This is a genomic window from Streptomyces sp. WY228 (assembly GCF_019287315.1).
GTDB lineage: Bacteria > Actinomycetota > Actinomycetes > Streptomycetales > Streptomycetaceae > Streptomyces > Streptomyces caviscabies.
The window spans coordinates 293437-309177 of the sequence record NZ_CP079114.1; the positions used below are offsets into that span (position 1 = coordinate 293437).

12 protein-coding genes and 2 pseudogenes are annotated in these 15741 nt (G+C 72.6%); 10 read left to right on the forward strand and 4 right to left on the reverse strand.

Annotation, left to right across the window (positions count from 1 at the left end):
* Positions 1–5 precede the first annotated feature (5 nt).
* Together KV381_RS01275 and KV381_RS01280 are read left to right on the forward strand one after the other, a co-directional pair.
* Positions 6–209, forward strand: coding sequence for an MbtH family protein (locus tag KV381_RS01275; protein ID WP_098026079.1), 204 nt, complete (start codon positions 6–8; stop codon positions 207–209).
* Positions 206–1672, forward strand: coding sequence for a DHA2 family efflux MFS transporter permease subunit (locus tag KV381_RS01280; RefSeq protein WP_030629740.1), 1467 nt, complete (start codon positions 206–208; stop codon positions 1670–1672). The genes KV381_RS01275 and KV381_RS01280 overlap by 4 nt, the downstream gene beginning before the upstream one ends.
* 96 nt (positions 1673–1768) lie before the next feature.
* Here KV381_RS01280 and fes read toward each other — a convergent pair whose 3' ends face one another.
* Both fes and fhuB read right to left on the reverse strand, forming a co-directional pair.
* Positions 1769–3064: an enterochelin esterase gene (gene fes / locus KV381_RS01285; RefSeq protein WP_218784271.1), complete on the reverse strand. Its 1296-nt coding sequence runs from the start codon at positions 3062–3064 to the stop codon at positions 1769–1771.
* Between the two features lie 37 nt (positions 3065–3101).
* The gene (gene fhuB, locus KV381_RS01290; protein WP_218784272.1) at positions 3102–5492 is read right to left on the reverse strand and encodes a Fe(3+)-hydroxamate ABC transporter permease FhuB; all 2391 of its coding nucleotides are present in this window, start codon (positions 5490–5492) and stop codon (positions 3102–3104) included.
* 99 nt (positions 5493–5591) lie between these two features.
* Here fhuB and KV381_RS01295 point away from each other — a divergent pair, with 99 nt between their 5' ends.
* The 6 genes from KV381_RS01295 to rho all read left to right on the forward strand — a co-directional run bounded on the left by KV381_RS01295 (position 5592) and on the right by rho (position 11741).
* Positions 5592–6422, forward strand: a complete 831-nt coding sequence (locus KV381_RS01295) for a 2,3-dihydro-2,3-dihydroxybenzoate dehydrogenase (RefSeq protein WP_086779368.1) — start codon at positions 5592–5594, stop codon at positions 6420–6422.
* A 107-nt stretch (positions 6423–6529) separates the two neighbouring features.
* Positions 6530–7735 carry an isochorismate synthase DhbC gene (dhbC, locus tag KV381_RS01300; protein ID WP_030088518.1) on the forward strand — a complete coding sequence of 402 codons (1206 nt, stop codon included), beginning with the start codon at positions 6530–6532 and terminating at the stop codon, positions 7733–7735.
* Entirely contained in the window at positions 7732–9372 is a 1641-nt protein-coding gene (locus tag KV381_RS01305; RefSeq protein WP_218784273.1) for a (2,3-dihydroxybenzoyl)adenylate synthase, read from the forward strand. Before dhbC ends, KV381_RS01305 begins: the two co-directional genes overlap by 4 nt.
* Positions 9373–9401: 29 nt before the next feature.
* Complete coding sequence (locus KV381_RS01310; RefSeq protein WP_218784274.1) at positions 9402–10034, forward strand: isochorismatase family protein; 633 nt, start codon at positions 9402–9404, stop codon at positions 10032–10034.
* Entirely contained in the window at positions 10031–10270 is a 240-nt protein-coding gene (locus tag KV381_RS01315) for a phosphopantetheine-binding protein (RefSeq protein WP_032787168.1), read from the forward strand. Before KV381_RS01310 ends, KV381_RS01315 begins: the two co-directional genes overlap by 4 nt.
* 331 nt (positions 10271–10601) lie before the next feature.
* Positions 10602–11741: a transcription termination factor Rho gene (gene rho, locus KV381_RS01320; RefSeq protein ID WP_218784275.1), complete on the forward strand. Its 1140-nt coding sequence runs from the start codon at positions 10602–10604 to the stop codon at positions 11739–11741.
* A gap of 65 nt (positions 11742–11806) precedes the next feature.
* On the opposite strand, the gene pgm is transcribed toward rho, so the two are convergent.
* Both pgm and KV381_RS01330 read right to left on the reverse strand, forming a co-directional pair.
* The gene (pgm, locus tag KV381_RS01325) at positions 11807–13450 is read right to left on the reverse strand and encodes a phosphoglucomutase (alpha-D-glucose-1,6-bisphosphate-dependent) (protein ID WP_218784276.1); all 1644 of its coding nucleotides are present in this window, start codon (positions 13448–13450) and stop codon (positions 11807–11809) included.
* Positions 13451–13691: 241 nt separating this feature from the next.
* Positions 13692–14765, reverse strand: a complete 1074-nt coding sequence (locus KV381_RS01330) for a chitinase (RefSeq protein WP_030629717.1) — start codon at positions 14763–14765, stop codon at positions 13692–13694.
* A 151-nt stretch (positions 14766–14916) separates the two neighbouring features.
* Between KV381_RS01330 and KV381_RS01335 the strand changes: the two are divergent.
* A pseudogene (locus tag KV381_RS01335) lies at positions 14917–15285 on the forward strand (AAA family ATPase); the annotation flags it as partial.
* Between the two features lie 69 nt (positions 15286–15354).
* A pseudogene (locus KV381_RS01340) lies at positions 15355–15639 on the forward strand (ECF transporter S component); the annotation flags it as partial.
* Between the last annotated feature and the right edge of the window lie 102 nt (positions 15640–15741).

Genomic DNA, 15741 nt, shown 5'->3' on the forward strand with positions numbered 1-15741 from the left:
CACCGATGAGCGACGCATCCGCCAACCCCTTCGACGCGGACGGGGAGTTCCTCGTCCTGACCAACGCGGAGGGTCAGCACTCGCTGTGGCCGCTGTTCGCGGCGGTGCCGGAGGGCTGGTCGACGGCTCACGGTCCGTGCGCCCGGCAGGACGCGCTGGACTGGATCTCCGCACACTGGGCCGGTCCCCTCCCCGTCGCCGCCCGGTGAGCGGGCTGCTGATCCGGCCCCGGATACGCCCCCGGGTCGCGGTCGTCCTCGTCTACACGGCCGCGATGTGCATGAACGGCCTGGACTCGACGATCGTGAACCCGGCGCTCTACACGATCGCGGGCGACTTCGGGCGTCCGCTGTCGGCGGCGAACACCGTGGAGACGGCCTTCCTGGTCGCGCTCGCGGTGGGGCTGCCGGTGGCGGGGTGGCTGGGCGACCGGTTCGGGACGAAGCGGGTGTTCCTCGGCGCGCTGACCGCGTTCACGATCGCCTCGGCGGTCTGCGGGCTGGCCCCGGACCTCACCACACTGGTGGTCGCCCGGGCCGTACAGGGCCTGGCGGGCGGGTTGTTGACGCCGGTCGGGATGACGCTGCTGTTCCGGGCGTTCCCGCCGCACGAGCGGATGAAGCTGGCCAAGGTGCTGATCGTGCCGACGGCGCTGATGCCCGCGCTGGGTCCGCCGCTGGGCGGACTGCTCACCGAACACCTCTCCTGGCACTGGCTGTTCTTCGTGAACGTGCCGATCGGCGCGGCGGCGGTGCTGCTGGGCGTGTTCGGTCTGCGCGAGCATGTCGAGGGCCCGGAGGGGAAGTTCGACACGGTCGGCTTCTGGCTGGCCACTCCGGCGCTGGGGCTGCTGACGTACGCGCTCGGTTTCGGCCCCTCGCAGGGCTGGACGCGGCCCGCCGTCGCCGTGAGCGCGGCGCTGGGTTCCGTCCTGCTGGTGGCGGCCGTTCTGCACCAGGTGCGGGCGAAGGCGCCGTTGCTGAAGCTGCGGCTGTTCGCCGACCGGGTGTACGGGTCGGCCTCGGCGCTGGCCGGGGTGACCGCGGCCGGGCTGATGGGCGTGCTGTTCGTCTTCCCGCTGCTCTACCAGGCGAGCCTGGGGGCTTCGGCGCTGGACGCCGGGCTGAGCGTGTTCCCGGAGGCGGTCGGGCTGATGCTGGCCTCGCAGGTGGTGGACCGGCTGCTGCCGCGGCTCGGCCCCCGGCTGCTGACCGTGCCGGCGCTGCTGGTCGCGGCGGCGGTCTTCGGGGCGCTCGCGGTGCCCGGGGTGGCGGAGAACGCGTGGAGTGTGCGCGGGCTGATGTTCCTGATCGGTCTGGTGCTGGGGACGGCGGTGCTGACCGTGCAGATCTCCGGATTCGAGTCGATCGCGCCGCCCGACATGGGCCAGGCGATGGGCCTGTTCCAGATCGTCCGCACGCTGGGCGGCGCGCTCGGCATCGCCGCCTGCGCGGCGGTGATCGGTGGCGGTCACGTGACAGAGGCCTCCGCCGACCCGGGCCCGTACCGTACGGCGGTCTGGGTGACGGCGGGGCTCGTCGCGGTGGGCGCGCTGATCGCGCTGCGGCTGCCGCGCGAGGCCCCGCAGCCGCCGCCGTTCGATGACGAGGACGGCCCTGAGGCGCCCGATGAGGACCTGGCGGCGGAGGGGACTCCGGCCGTCAAGGGCTGAGCGAGCACACAAGAAGAGAGGGGCGGGGCGGTATCCGGAGGGGGGATGCCGCCCCGCCCCCTTGTCGTGGTCGGGGCGCGGGGTTACGGAGGAGGATCAGCCCTCGCCGAGCAGCGCCGCCAGGCCGTCCGCCAGGCCGCCGCGCCAGCAGGCGTAGTCGTGACCTCCGTTGAACTCGCGGTAGCGCACGTCGTATCCACGGGCGCGCAGCACATTGCGGAATCTGCGGTTCTCCCGGAGCAGCATCCACTCCTGGAGGCCGACCTCCAGATGCACGGTCACCCGCCTGCGCTCCGCCCACGCGTACTGCCCGGTGAGCCATTCGCTGCCGCGCTCGTCGTCGGGCCACCAGAAGGAGCCGGACTGGGAGAGCGCGAGGCCGAAGCGGTCGGGCCGCCGGAACGCGGCGAACGCCGCGGTGAGGCCGCCCGCGCTCTGCCCGGCGACGACGGTGCGTGCGGCGTCGGCACCGGCCGCGTACTCCCGTCCGGCCCAGGGCAGCAGGGTGTCGGCGAGCCAGTCGACGAACGGGCCGCTGCACGCGAGGTCCTGCATGCGCCGGCCCATGGTGTCGACCAGGACCGCCACGGTGGGCGGCAGCTCCCCGTCGGCGTACAGGTTGTCGAGGGTGTCTCCGACGCCGAGGACCGGCCCCCACATCTCGCCGTCGAGGAGCACGGCGAGCGCGTACGGGCCGCCGTCCGGGCGGTGGCCGGGCGGCAGGTGGACGGTGATCCGGCGGCCGTCGACCTCGGCGTCGAGCGTGCGGCCCCGGGCCACGTCGTCGCGACGCCGGATGCGTGACTGCGGTGGGGCTTCGGGGAGTTCGAGCACGGAGGCGGGATTGCGGCCGTCCCGGGAGGGCAGCGGGGCGCGGTCGTTGAGCGGGTCGGGTTCGGCGTGGTCGAGGACCCGGAGCCAGGAGGCCCGGTCGGCACGCAGGGCGTCCTCGCGGGTGCCGTCGGTGGCGTGGAACTGGTACGAGGCGCGGTGGTCGGCGCGCAGCCGGTGGCTGATCGCCCAGACGCCGGTGCCCTCGATCCGTTCCATCAGGTGCGGGGCGAGGTCGCCCGCGTGGCGGTCCTTGTCGGTGACCGTGTGGACGAGGGCCAGGACATGGGTGGCGGGGCGCGCGGGGTCCTCACGGCGGACGAAGGTGACGAGCCGGTGGTCCGGGTCGCCCTCGGGGTCGGGTTCGACGAGCGGGGTGCCGGTGGCGGCCGCGTACCGCCAGAACGCCTCCTCGGCGTCGGGCTTGTCGGCACGGACGTCCGCGCGGAGCGTGCGCAGCAGAGGGCTTCGTACGGCGGTCGTCTCGGATCCGGTCGGTCCCTCGGGTACGGGAGTGGCCGGGGGGTTCCCGCGCGGCGGGTAGGCCGACGGCTGGGTCATGGGTCTCTCGCTGTTCTCTACGGGGGGTGGCGGTCCGCTACACGCGGGTGGCCGCGGAGCGGCCGAGCAGCACCCAGAGCAGGAAGGGGCCGCCGAGGACGGTGGTGACGATGCCGACGGGGAGTTCGACGCCGTCGAACGCGATGCGGCCGAGGGTGTCGGCGACGACGACGAGGACGGCTCCGGTGAGCATCGAGCCGACGAGCGGGACGCGCAGCGGCCCGGCGAGCCGGGAGGCGATGACGGGGGCGGCGAGCGCCACGAAGCCGACCGGGCCGCAGATGCCGACCGCGAGCCCGGCGAGGCCGACGGCCAGCAGCAGGGCGAGGGTGCGGACCCGGCCGGGGGCCGAGCCGAGCGAGGAGGCGGTGGCGTCGTCGAAGCGCAGGACGGCCAGGTGGCGGGCGACGGCGAGGCCGATGGGGACGAGCACCGCGAGGCCGATGAGGACGGGTACGGCGACGGAGTAGCTGCGTCCGTTGAGGCTGCCCGAGGTCCATACGTACAGCGAGCTCGCGGAGGAGAGGGAGCGGCGGGAGAGGACGACCTGGGTGATCGCGGAGGCCAGGGCGGACATGGCGAGGCCGACGACCAGGACACGGTAGCCGCGTTGGCCGAGACCGCCGGAGACGGTGGTGACGACGATGACGGCGACCAGGGCGCCGATCGGCCCGGCCCACCAGGCGCCGAACGTTCCGGAGGCGCTGAGAGTGACGGAGAGCAGGACGGCGGCGGTGGCCCCGTCGTTGACGCCGAGGAGTTCGGGGGTGGCGAGGCGGTTGCGGGCCAGGGTCTGGGTGAGGCAGCCCGCGAGGCCGAGGGCCGCGCCGGCGGTGAGTCCGGCGACGATGCGGCCGAGGCGGAACTTCTGGACGAGCAGCACGTCGAAGCGGTCGCCCTGGCCGAGCACCGCGCGGAAGGTGCGGCCGACGCCCATGTCGCTCTGGCCCGCGTACGCGGAGAGGACGACGGCTAGCAGGAGGGCTCCGGCGAGGGCGACGGCGGCGAGGGCGGCGCGCCGGGTGACGAGGAGCGAGAGCGGTCCGCGGCGCAGGACGAGGGTGTCGGCCGGGCGGACCCGCAGGGTCTTCGGGGTGCGGCGGGCGGGGCGGGGCAGGGTGATCCGGAAGCGGCGGGGGCGGTCGGGGGCGCGTTCCTCGGTGGCGGGTTCCGTCATGCCCATCGAGGCCAGCTGCTTGGAGCGGACGATGGCGATGAGGACGGGGGCGCCGATGAGGGCGACGATGACGGAGACGGGTGCCTCGAAGGGCCGGGAGACCACCCGGGCGGCGATGTCGGAGACCGTCAGGACGCAGGCGCCGATGAGCCCGGCGAGCAGGATGCGGGCCGCGAGCCGGGTGCCGGCGAGCGCGCGGGCGAGGAAGCCGGCGAGCAGGCCGAGGAAGGAGATGGGCCCGGCGAGCGCGACGGCGGCGGCGGTCAGGAGGGTGACGCCGACGGCGACGACCGTACGGATGACGGGGGGCCGGTGGCCGAGGCTGCGGGCCAGGTCGTCGCCGAGCGCCAGGGCGGAGAGCGGGCGGGCGACGAGGAGGGCGACGAGGAAGCCGATGGCGAGGACGGGGGCGAGGCGGCCGAGTTCGCCGAAGCCCTCGACTCCGGCGAGGGAGCCGAGGACCCAGAAGCGGAATCTGTCGTAGGTCTCGGCTGAGTTGACGACGATGACGCTGGTGAGTCCGCCGAAGGTCGCGCCGAGCGCCGCGCCCGCGAGGACGAGGCGCATGGGAGAGCCGCCGCCGCGTCTGCCGGATATGAGGAGGACGAGGCCGCTGGCGACCACCGCGCCGACGAAGGCGCAGACGAGGTAGGCGTAACCGGAATCGAAGCCGAGGAGCGCGATGCCCGCGACGACGCCGAGCGAGGCGCCCGCGTTGACGCCGAGCAGTCCGGTCTCGGCCAGCGGGTTGCGGGTGACCGCCTGGAGCAGACAGCCGGCGACGCCGAGGGCGGCCCCGACGAGCAGGGCGGTGAGGGTGCGCGGCAGCCGCAGGTCGCCGACGACGAGGGAGAGCCGGGCGTTGTCGCGTGCGCCGTCGCGGCCGATGAGGTAGTCCAGGACGCCGCCCGCTCCGACCTCACCCGCGCCGATCGAGAGGGAGAGAGCCGTCAACAGCAGGACGGCGAGGGCCAGTCCGGCGACGGCGATCACGACGGTCCGCCGTCGCGGGTCGGCGGTGGAGCGGGACGCGTCGGGTGCGTCCGGGGCGGCGGGCCCGTCGGGGGCCGGTCGGGGGTCGGAGGGCTGTCCGGTTCCCGACGTTGTTCCCTTTTCGGTTCCCGGGAACGCTTCCTCGTGCCCGGCGGACGGGGCCTTCGTCCGGTGGTCGGCTTCGCCCCCGTCCAACTGCACGGTCGAGGAGTCATGTTCGGGAGCCGAGGCCGTGGTCCCCGTGCGCGGCGTTTGCATAAGGTGAGGCTAGCCTAAGTAGCTATCGGCGACTCGACCCCCTTCTGGGTGGTCGAATGAATTTAGGTTACCCTTACCTAACAACGGAGGAGGTTGCTCATGCCTGAGCACATACCGGGCAGAAGCGGCGAGTTCATCGGCCGCACTGTTCTGGTCACCGGTGCCGCACAAGGCATCGGCGCGGCAGTCGCCGACCTGCTCGCCACCCTCGGCGCCCGTGTGGCCGCCACCGATCGCGCCCTGCCCGGCATCGAGGCGCAGGCCGCCGAGTGGACCCGGACGCAGGAGAAACTGCCCGATGGCGAGCGTTCGGCAGGCAGCCTGGACCCGTATGTGATGGACGTCACCGACCGTGGCTCGGTGGAGAGCACCGTGGCCCGCGTGGAGCGCCAACTGGGCCCGGTCGACGTCCTGGTGAATGTCGCGGGCATCCTGCGCACCGGTCCGGCGGCCGTGCTCTCCGCACAGGACTGGGCGGACACCTTCGCGGTGAACACCACCGGCGTCTTCCACGTCTCCCAGGCGGTCGCCCCGCTCATGGCGGCCCGGGGATCCGGCGCGGTCGTCACCGTCGGGTCCAACGCCGCCGGAATCCCCCGCACCGGCATGGCCGCCTACGCCGCTTCCAAGGCGGCCGCCGCCATGTTCACCAAGTGTCTGGGCCTCGAACTGGCCGGCAGCGGCGTCCGCTGCAACGTCGTCGCACCCGGCTCCACCGACACGCCGATGCAACGCGCGCTGTGGACCGATCCGGGCGCCGAACAGCGCGTCATCGACGGCGACCCCTCGACGTACCGGACCGGCATTCCGCTGGGCCGGATCGCCGACCCCCGGGACATCGCGGAGACGGTGGCGTTCCTCGCCTCGGACCGCGCCCGCCACATCACCATGCAGGAGCTGTACGTCGACGGCGGCGCGACCCTGCGCTGACCGCACGCCCGTCTCCTCCCTCTTCTTCTCCCGCCTCCTTCGCCTTCCTTCACCCTCCCATCCAGCCCCCCGCACCCGCTGACGGGACCATCGAGAATGGAGTTCCCGTGTCGACGGCATCCCAGGTCGCCACGCACACCGCCCCGGCCGATCCGGCCCACCCGGCCGTAGGAGCGGCCACATCACTGCTGGACGCCTACACACCGGGCGACCACTTTCTCGCCACTCCCGGACGCACGCTGCTCGCACGGGGCCCGGGACGCCATGTCCCGCACGACGAGAGACCGTTGACCGCACGGGTGGACGCCACGCTCGCCGCGGCGGTCGCCGCCGGGCAGGAATCGCCGGTGGTCATCGGCGCCATCCCCTTCGACCACACCGCCCCGGCCGCCCTCAGGGTCCCGGAGTCCGTGCGCACCGCGCCGCCGCTCGCCTCCGACCCGCTCATCGCGCTGCCCGCGAGCGCGCCCGCCGCCGGGGCCTGGGAGATGCGCCAGGTGCCCGAGCCGGAGATCTACGGCAAGGGCGTCGCCTCCGCCGTGGAGCGCATGTGGCGCGGCGAGTTCAGCAAGGTCGTCCTGGCCCGCACCCTCGAACTCACCTCAGGCGACCCGCTCGACCTGCCCGCGATGCTCCAGCGCCTCGCCCGCCGCGACCCCTCGGGCTACACCTTCGCGCTGCCGACCGGCCCCGACCGCACCCTGATCGGCGCCAGCCCCGAACTCCTCGTCTCCCGCCACGGCGAGCAGGTCGTCGCCAACCCGCTCGCCGGGTCGACCCCGCGCAGCGCCGACCTCGCCGAGGACGTACGCCGGGCGGCGACGCTGCTGGAGTCCGTCAAGGACCTGCACGAGCACGCCGTCGTCGTGGACGCCGTCCACCAGGCGCTCGCACCGCACTGCACGAGGATGACCGTCCCGGCCCGCCCGACGCTCATCCGCACCGCCACCATGTGGCACCTGTCCACCACGGTCACCGGCACCCTCACCTCCCCCGACGCCTCGGCGCTGGAGCTGGCCATGGCGCTGCACCCGACGCCCGCCGTGTGCGGGACGCCGACGCGGACGGCCCGTCAGATCATCGCCGAGACGGAGCCGTTCGACCGCGGCTTCTTCACCGGCGTAGTCGGCTGGGGCAACGCCGAGGGCGACGGCGAATGGGTCGTCACGATCCGCTGCGCCGAGGCCGAGGAGCGCACGCTGCGCCTGTACGCCGGAGCGGGCGTCGTCGCCGCCTCCGAGCCCGAGGCGGAGACCGCCGAGACCGCGGCCAAGTTCCGCACCTTCCTGAGCGCCGTGGGAGCCGAACTGTGAGTACGGACGCGGCGGCGCCCACCTGGCCCGCCGAATTCGCGGAGAAGTACCGGGCGGCCGGCTGGTGGCGCGGCGAGACCTTCGGGGAGATGCTGCGGCAGCGCGCCGAGGCCCATCCGGACCGGGTCGCGATCGTCGACCCGGTGGCGGGCAGCCGGTGGACCTACGCCGATCTCGACCGGCGCGCCGACCGGCTGGCGGCGGGCTTCCTCGCCCGCGGCATCGTCAAGGGCGACAAGGTGGTGGTGCAACTCCCCAACATCGCCGAGTTCTTCGAGGTGATCTTCGCGCTGTTCCGGATCGGCGCGCTGCCCGTCTTCGCGCTGCCCGCGCACCGCGAGAGCGAGATCACCTACTTCTGCGAGTTCACCGAGGCGGTGGCGTACGTCATCGCGGCCGAGCACGGCGGCTACGACTACCGTGAGCTGGCGTCGAAGACCCACGCCAACGTGAGCACCCTGCGCCATGTGTTCGTGGCCCAGGGGGATCCCGGCGAGTTCGAGGCACTGTCCGAGGTCGCCGAGGAGCCGGTCGGCTACGGCGGCCCGCGCCCGGACGACCTGGCCTTCCTCCAGCTCTCCGGCGGCAGCACCGGCGTCCCGAAGCTGATCCCGCGCACCCACGACGACTACATCTACTCGCTGTGGGGCTCCAACGAGATCTGCGCGGTCGACGAGAACAGCGTCTATCTGTGCGTCCTGCCCGCTGCCCACAACTTCCCGCTCTCCTCCCCCGGTTCGCTCGGCACGCTGTACGCCGGGGGCCGTGTGGTGCTGTGCCCCCAGCCCTCGCCGGAGGTGGCGTTCCCGCTGATCGAGCGCGAGGGCGTCACCATCACCGGGCTCGTGCCGCCGCTGGCCCTGCTGTGGACGGAGGCCGCGCCGGGCACCGCGCACGACCTCGGCAGCCTGGAGGTCCTGCTGGTGGGCGGCGCCAAGTTCAGCGAGGAGGCGGCCCGCCGGGTGCGGCCCGCGCTCGGCTGCACGCTCCAGCAGGTGTTCGGCATGGCCGAGGGGCTGGTCAACTACACCCGTCTCGACGACCCGGTGGAGACGATCGTCACCACGCAGGGCCGGCCCATCTCGCCCGACGACGAGATCCTCGTCGTCGACGACGAGGACCAGGAGGTGGCCCCGGGTGAGACGGGCCACCTGCTGACCCGGGGCCCGTATACCATCCGGGGCTACTGGAACGCCCCCGAGCACAACGCCCGCTCCTTCACCGAGGACGGCTTCTACCGCACCGGTGACATCGTGCGGGTCACCGGGACCGGGCACATCGTCGTCGAGGGGCGCGCCAAGGACCAGATCAACCGGGGCGGCGAGAAGATCGCCGCCGAGGAGGTCGAGAACCACATCCTCGCCCACCCGGCCGTGCACGACGCCAATGTGGTGGCCGAGCCCGACCCGTATCTGGGCGAACGCGTCTGCGCCTACGTGATCCTGCGCTCGGGCGCGGGCCCGCTCAAGGCGGTGGCCGTCAAGCGGTTCGTCCGCGAGCGGGGCCTGGCCGCCTACAAGGTGCCGGACCGGGTCGAGTTCGTCGACGCGTTCCCGCAGACCGGCGTGGGCAAGGTCTCCAAGAAGGACCTGCGCAACGCCGCCGCCCGCACCACTGCTTCCGCCCCGTCCCACTGAACGACTCCCCGAACGGAACCCTCTCCACCATGGCTCTGCCCGCCATCGTCCCCTACCCCATGCCGGCCGCCGACGAGCTGCCCGCCAACCGGGTCGACTGGACCGTCGACCCCGCGCGTGCGGTGCTGCTCGTCCACGACCTCCAGAACTACTTCCTTTCGGCGTACGACCGCGAGGCCGCTCCCGTGCCCGAACTGCTCGCCCATGTGGCCGAGTTGAAGAAGGACGCGGCACGCCTCGGCGTACCGGTGCTCTACACCGCGCAGCCCGGCGGCCAGAGCGCCGAGGAGCGCGGCCTCCAGCAGGACTTCTGGGGCCCCGGTCTCCCGGCCGACGAGCAGCTGGCGGCCATCGCGCACGAGGTCGCGCCCGACGCGGGCGACACCGTCCTCACCAAATGGAAGTACAGCGGCTTCGTCCGCACCGATCTGCTGGAGCGCCTGCGCGAGCAGGGCCGCGACCAGATCGTCATCACCGGCGTCTACGCCCACATCGGCGTGCTGATGACCGCGTGCGATGCCTGGATGCAGGACATCCAGGCGTTCGTGGTGGCCGACGCGGTGGCGGACTTCTCGGCCGAGGACCATGCCATGGCACTGCGGTGGGCCGCGGGCAAGTGCGCCGTCGTCACCACCGCCCGGACCGTCTTCGAAGGGAAGTGACCGCCGTGGCGCTCACGCTCGAACAGCTCCGTGCCGATGTCGCCGACGTGCTCGGCGAGGACCCCGAGGAGATCCCGGTCGACGAGAACCTCGTCGACTACGGTCTCGACTCCGTCCGTCTGATGTCGCTGGCCGCCGCCTGGCGCCGCGACCACGGCATCGAGGTGGCCTTCGCCGACCTCGCCGAGAAGCCCGCGCTGGAGTCCTGGGCGCCGCTGCTGGGCGTGACCGGCTGACCCTGCGGCCTCTCCGCGACCCGTCGCGGCCACCGAGGGCGGTGGGAACCCGAGCATCGGGTTCCCACCGCCCTCGACGCATGTCCGGCGCGTAGTGGTACAGTGCGATGAGCACATGTGCATGCCCCTTCTCTTGGGGCACCGGTGCTGATTCCTCTCCACCGCTGCAGCGCCCGTCCTTTCCGACCGGCGATCAGCTTCTTCCCAGCGTTCTCGCTGTCTCTCCGGCGACCACACCCCGGGCCCACGTGCCCCCAGGGTGTGGCGTGATTCCCACCGCCTCTCCGTACGCCGGTCCCCTCATTCGCCTGTCCGCGGAAGGACCCCTCCCATGACCACCACACTCGAACGCCCCGTAGCGGGTGAGCGGCGGCCCGTCCGGGTCGCCGGCCTCCTCGACACCACCGACAACGGACACGGCATGCTCCGGGTCCACGGCGGCCACCCCTCCCCCGGCGACATCCAGGTGTCGTCCGCGCTGATCCGCCGGTACGGGCTGCGCCGGGGCGACGCCGTCGAGGGCGACTGCGACCGGCCGCGCGCTCTGTCCTCGGTCGACCGCGTGAACGGGCAAGCCCCGGAGGCGCTGCGGGGCCGTCGCCGGTTCCACGAGCTGACCCCCGTCCACCCCCGCGAGCGGCTGCGGCTGGAGACACCGCACGGCGGGCCCGCACCGCGCGTCGTCGACCTCGTCTCCCCCGTCGGCAAGGGCCAGCGCGGCCTGATCGTCGCTCCGCCCCGGACCGGAAAGACGGTGCTGCTCCAGCAGTTGGCCGCGGCCGTCGCGACCAACCACCCCGAGGCGCACCTGATGGTGGTGCTGCTCGACGAACGGCCAGAGGAGGTCACGGACATGCGCCGCTCGGTACGCGGCGAGGTGTACGCGTCGACCTTCGACCGGCCCGCCCGGGAGCACATCGCCCTGGCCGAGCTGGCCGTCGAGCGCGGCCGGCGTCTCGTCGAGGAGGGCCGGGACGTGGTGATCCTGCTGGATTCCCTCACCCGGCTGTGCCGGGCCCACAACAACGCGGCCCGCGCGGGCGGCCGGACCCTGAGCGGCGGCGTCGACGCGGCGGCGCTGACCGGGCCCAAGAAGCTGTTCGGCGCGGCCCGTTGCGCCGACGAGGGCGGTTCGCTGACCATCCTGGCGACGGCCCTCGTGGAGACCGGTTCGCGGGCCGACGAGTTCTTCTTCGAGGAGCTGAAGGGCACCGGCAACATGGAGTTGCGCCTGGACCGCTCCGCCGCCGAGGCGCGGATCTTCCCGGCCGTCGACATCGCCCGGTCCGGCACCCGGCGCGAGGAACTGCTGTTCGGTCCGGGCGAGTTGGCGGCGGTGCGGGCGCTGCGCCGCGCCCTGAACACCCGGGACGGCCAGGGCGCCCTTCAGGTGCTGCTCGACAAGGTCCGGCGCACCCCGGACAACGCGGCCTTCCTGCGCCAGGTGCAGCCCACCGTGCCGGGCGCCTGAGGAGTGCTGCCCGATGGGGGCCGGGACGCCGCGTCCCGGCCCCCATCGGCGTACGCGCCGTCGGTTCAGGCGTTGCCGAGCGCGTCGGACACCAGCGCCCGGGCCTCCTCCTGGACCCGGGCGAGGTGGCCGGGGCCCTGGAAGCTCTCCGCGTACACCTTGTAGACGTCCTCGGTGCCCGAAGGGCGGGCGGCGAACCAGGCGCTGTCGGTGCAGACCTTGAGGCCGCCGATCGGGGCGCCGTTGCCGGGGGCCTCGGTGAGGACGGCGGTGACGGGCTCTCCGGCCAGGGTGTCGGCCTTGACCTGCTGCGGGGAGAGCTTCGCCAGGACGGCCTTCTCCTCGCGGGTGGCGGGTGCGTCGATGCGGGCGTACGCCGGGTCGCCGAAGCGGTCGGTGAGGCGGGCGTAGTGCTGGGAGGGGGTGTCTCCGGTGACGGCGGTGATCTCGGAGGCGAGGAGGGCCAGCAGGATGCCGTCCTTGTCGGTGGTCCAGACCCGGCCGTCGCGGCGCAGGAAGGAGGCCCCGGCGGACTCCTCGCCGCCGAAGCCGAGGCTGCCGTCGTAGAGGCCGTCGACGAACCACTTGAAGCCGACCGGCACCTCCACCAGGGTACGGCCGAGGTCGTGGGCGACCCGGTCGATCATCGACGAGGAGACCAGGGTCTTGCCGATGCCGGTCCCGGCGGCCCAGTTGTCGCGGTGGGTGTAGAGGTAGTCGATGGCGACGGCCAGATAGTGGTTGGGGTTCATCAGACCGCCGTCGGGGGTGACGATGCCGTGCCGGTCGGCGTCGGCGTCGTTGCCGGTGGCGATGGCGTACGCGTCGCGCTGTTCGATCAGCGAGGCCATGGCGTGCGGGGAGGAGCAGTCCATCCGGATCCTGCCGTCCCAGTCCAGCGTCATGAACCGCCAGGTCGGGTCGGCGAGCGGGTTGACGACGGTGAGGTCGATCCGGTGGCGTTCGGCGATCCGGCCCCAGTACGCGACGGACGCGCCGCCGAGCGGGTCGGCGCCGATGCGGAGGCCCGCGTCCCGTACGGCGTCGAGGTCGAGGACGGAGGGCAGGTCGTCGACGTACGCGGTGAGGAAGTCGTGGCGGCGGGTGGTGTCGGCGGCCAGGGCGCGGGCGTACGGGATCCGGCGGACCTCGCCGAGCCCGGCCTCGATGAGGGCGTTCGCCCGCTCCTGGATCCAGGAGGTGGCGTCCGAGGCGGCCGGTCCTCCGTTCGGCGGGTTGTACTTGAAACCGCCGTCGGCGGGCGGGTTGTGGGACGGGGTGACCACGATGCCGTCGGCCAGGTGCTCGGTGCGCCCCTGGTTGTACGTGAGGATGGCGTGCGAGACGACGGGGGTCGGGGTGTAGCCGTCCTCGCTGTCGATGAGGGCGGTGACGCCGTTGGCGGCGAGCACCTCCAGGGCGGTGACCCGGGCGGGTTCGGAGAGCGCGTGGGTGTCCGCGCCGAGGAAGAGGGGTCCGTCGGTGCCCTGGCGGGTGCGGTAGTCGCAGATCGCCTGGGTGGTGGCGGCGATGTGGTCCTCGTTGAACGCGGCGGCGAACGCGGAGCCCCGGTGGCCCGAGGTGCCGAAGGCCACCCGCTGGGCGGGCTCGGCCGGGTCGGGATGGAGGGCGTAGTAGGCCGTCACCAGCCGGGCCACGTCGACCAGGTCTGCGGACTGCGCCGGGTGACCGGCCCGTTCGTGCACCATCGGGTCTCCTCGTACGTCTTCGTCGTCGGCCGGCCCGCGGGGAGACGGGCCCGGCGCACCGGGGAAACGATCACCCCGGTCCGTACCCGATTCTGCTCTCTCGGCCGCTCCGGTGCGCGTCCGGTTCACGCCTTCCTCGTGTCGCCGCCCGGCCGGAGCGACGCCGCGCCCCCGGTCATCGGCGGACCGGGGGCGCGGAAACCGTACGGGCAGGTGGCGCGGGAGCCGTACGGGCAGGGGCTCAACGGCCCTGGAGGGACTTCACGTTGTCGCCGAAGGTCCAGCCCTTGGAGCCGTCCCAGTTCAGGGACCAGGTCATCAGCCCCTTGAGGGAGCCGTTGTAGTGGTTCCAGGCCTGCGCGACGAGTCCGGTGGACATATGGCCGCCGCCCGCTCCGATCTGGGCGGGGAGGCCGGGGACCTGCTTGTCGTAGGGGACCTTGACGGTGGTGCCCTGGATGACCAGCCCGTTGTTCAGGCAGTCGGTCTGGGCGGTGAAGCCCGCGACGGTGCCGGCGGAGTAGGAGTCGCCGGAGCAGCCGTACATGCTGCCGTTGTAGTACTGCATGTTCAGCCACCACAGGCGGCCGTTGTCCGCGTACTTCTTGATGATCGGGAGGTACGAGCCCCAGATCGAACCGTAGACGACGCTGCCGCCGGTGACGTACGCCGTCTCGGGGGCCATGGTGAGGCCGAAGTTCGACGGCATCGCGGCGAGCACGCCGTCGATGATGCGGATGAGGTTGGCCTGCGACGGGGAGAGCTGGTTGATGTTTCCGCTGCCGACGAGTCCGGTCTCGATGTCGATGTCGATGCCGTCGAAGTTGTACTTCTTCAGGATCGGCACGATCGTCTCGACGAACCGGTCGGCCACCGCGCTGGAGCTGAGGTCGATCCCGGCCGTGGCTCCGCCGATCGACATGAGGATGGTGGCGCCTGCGGCCTTGGCCTGACACATCTCGGCGGGGGTGGCGACCTTGACGGTGCTGTCCATGCCGTCCTCCCAGAGGACGGTGCCGTCGGAGCGGATGACGGGGAAGGCGGCGTTGATGACGTTGTAGCCGTGCTGGGCGATGCGGGAGTCGGTGATCGGGATCCAGCCGAGCGGCGGGTGCACGCCGTTGGCCGCCCCGTCCCAGTTCTCCCAGTAGCCCTGGAGCACCTTGCCCGTGGGCTTCGACTTGACCGCGCAGGTCTCGTCGGCCGCGACGACGGCGCCCGCCTCGGTGGCCTTCGACGGTGCGGCTCCGACCAGCATCGGCACGACGAGCGCCGCTGCCAGGCCGAGGCCCAGCAGCCGTGAGGTACGACCCATGATCCGTACGTCCTTCCAGCCCGGGTCCGCCGCCGACGGTGCGAAAGGTTCGCCCCGCCCCGCCCAATGTCGTGACCCTGCCAAACCGTAGAATGGTCCAGACCTTCGGTCAAGAGGTCTGGACCAGACCGTCCGTCAGGGGCGGGGCCAGGAACGCCGCGACGGGGTGGGGAGCGGCACAGTCAACCGCTTCCCCATCCTGGACCGGCCGGCCCCGGGCATCGACGGCGCGACACACCCGCGCGACCTCTCCGAGGGCCAGAAGCCGGCCCTGGTCCTCGCGATCCAGCTGACGGCCGCGCCCCGGATCCTGCTGCTGGACGAGCCGACGCGCGGTCTGGACTACCGCGCCAAGACCCGGCTGATCGCCACGGTCGACGAACTCGCCGCCGAGGGGCGGTCGGTGGTGATCTTCACCCATGACGTCGAGTTCGCGGCACGGGCCGTGGACATCGCCTCCCCGGTCTTCGCCCCGCAGGTCGCGAAGATCCTGTCGCCGCTGCCATATCTGACGAAGGACCTGAAAAACCTCACGGAGCGCTCCGCCGGGGCCATCCGCATCGCACCGCGCGCCGGAGTCGTGTTCGCCATGGCGGCGTTCCTCGGCCTGGTCGCGTTCTTCTGACCCTTCGTCGTCGCGCCGGGCCGGCTGGGCGCGACGTACGCGCCGCCGCTGGTCTTCGGCGTACTGCTGGTGCTCGTGCCGTGCGTGGTGATCTCCGAGATCGCCGAGGGCGGCATCGACTCCAAGGCGCTGGCGATGCTCGGGGGGCTCCCCGCGGTGAACGCGGCGCTGCGCCCGCTCGGTGCGGGAACGGCGGGCATCGAGACGGTGTTCTTCGTCCTCGTCCTGGCGGGCCGACCGCACCATCCGATGCGTGATGATTCCCGTACAATATGACCGCCCTGCACTCCCGTTCGACCCCTGAAAAGGTTGCAGCACCGCTTGAGATGCGATAAATCGACAATAGCCGCG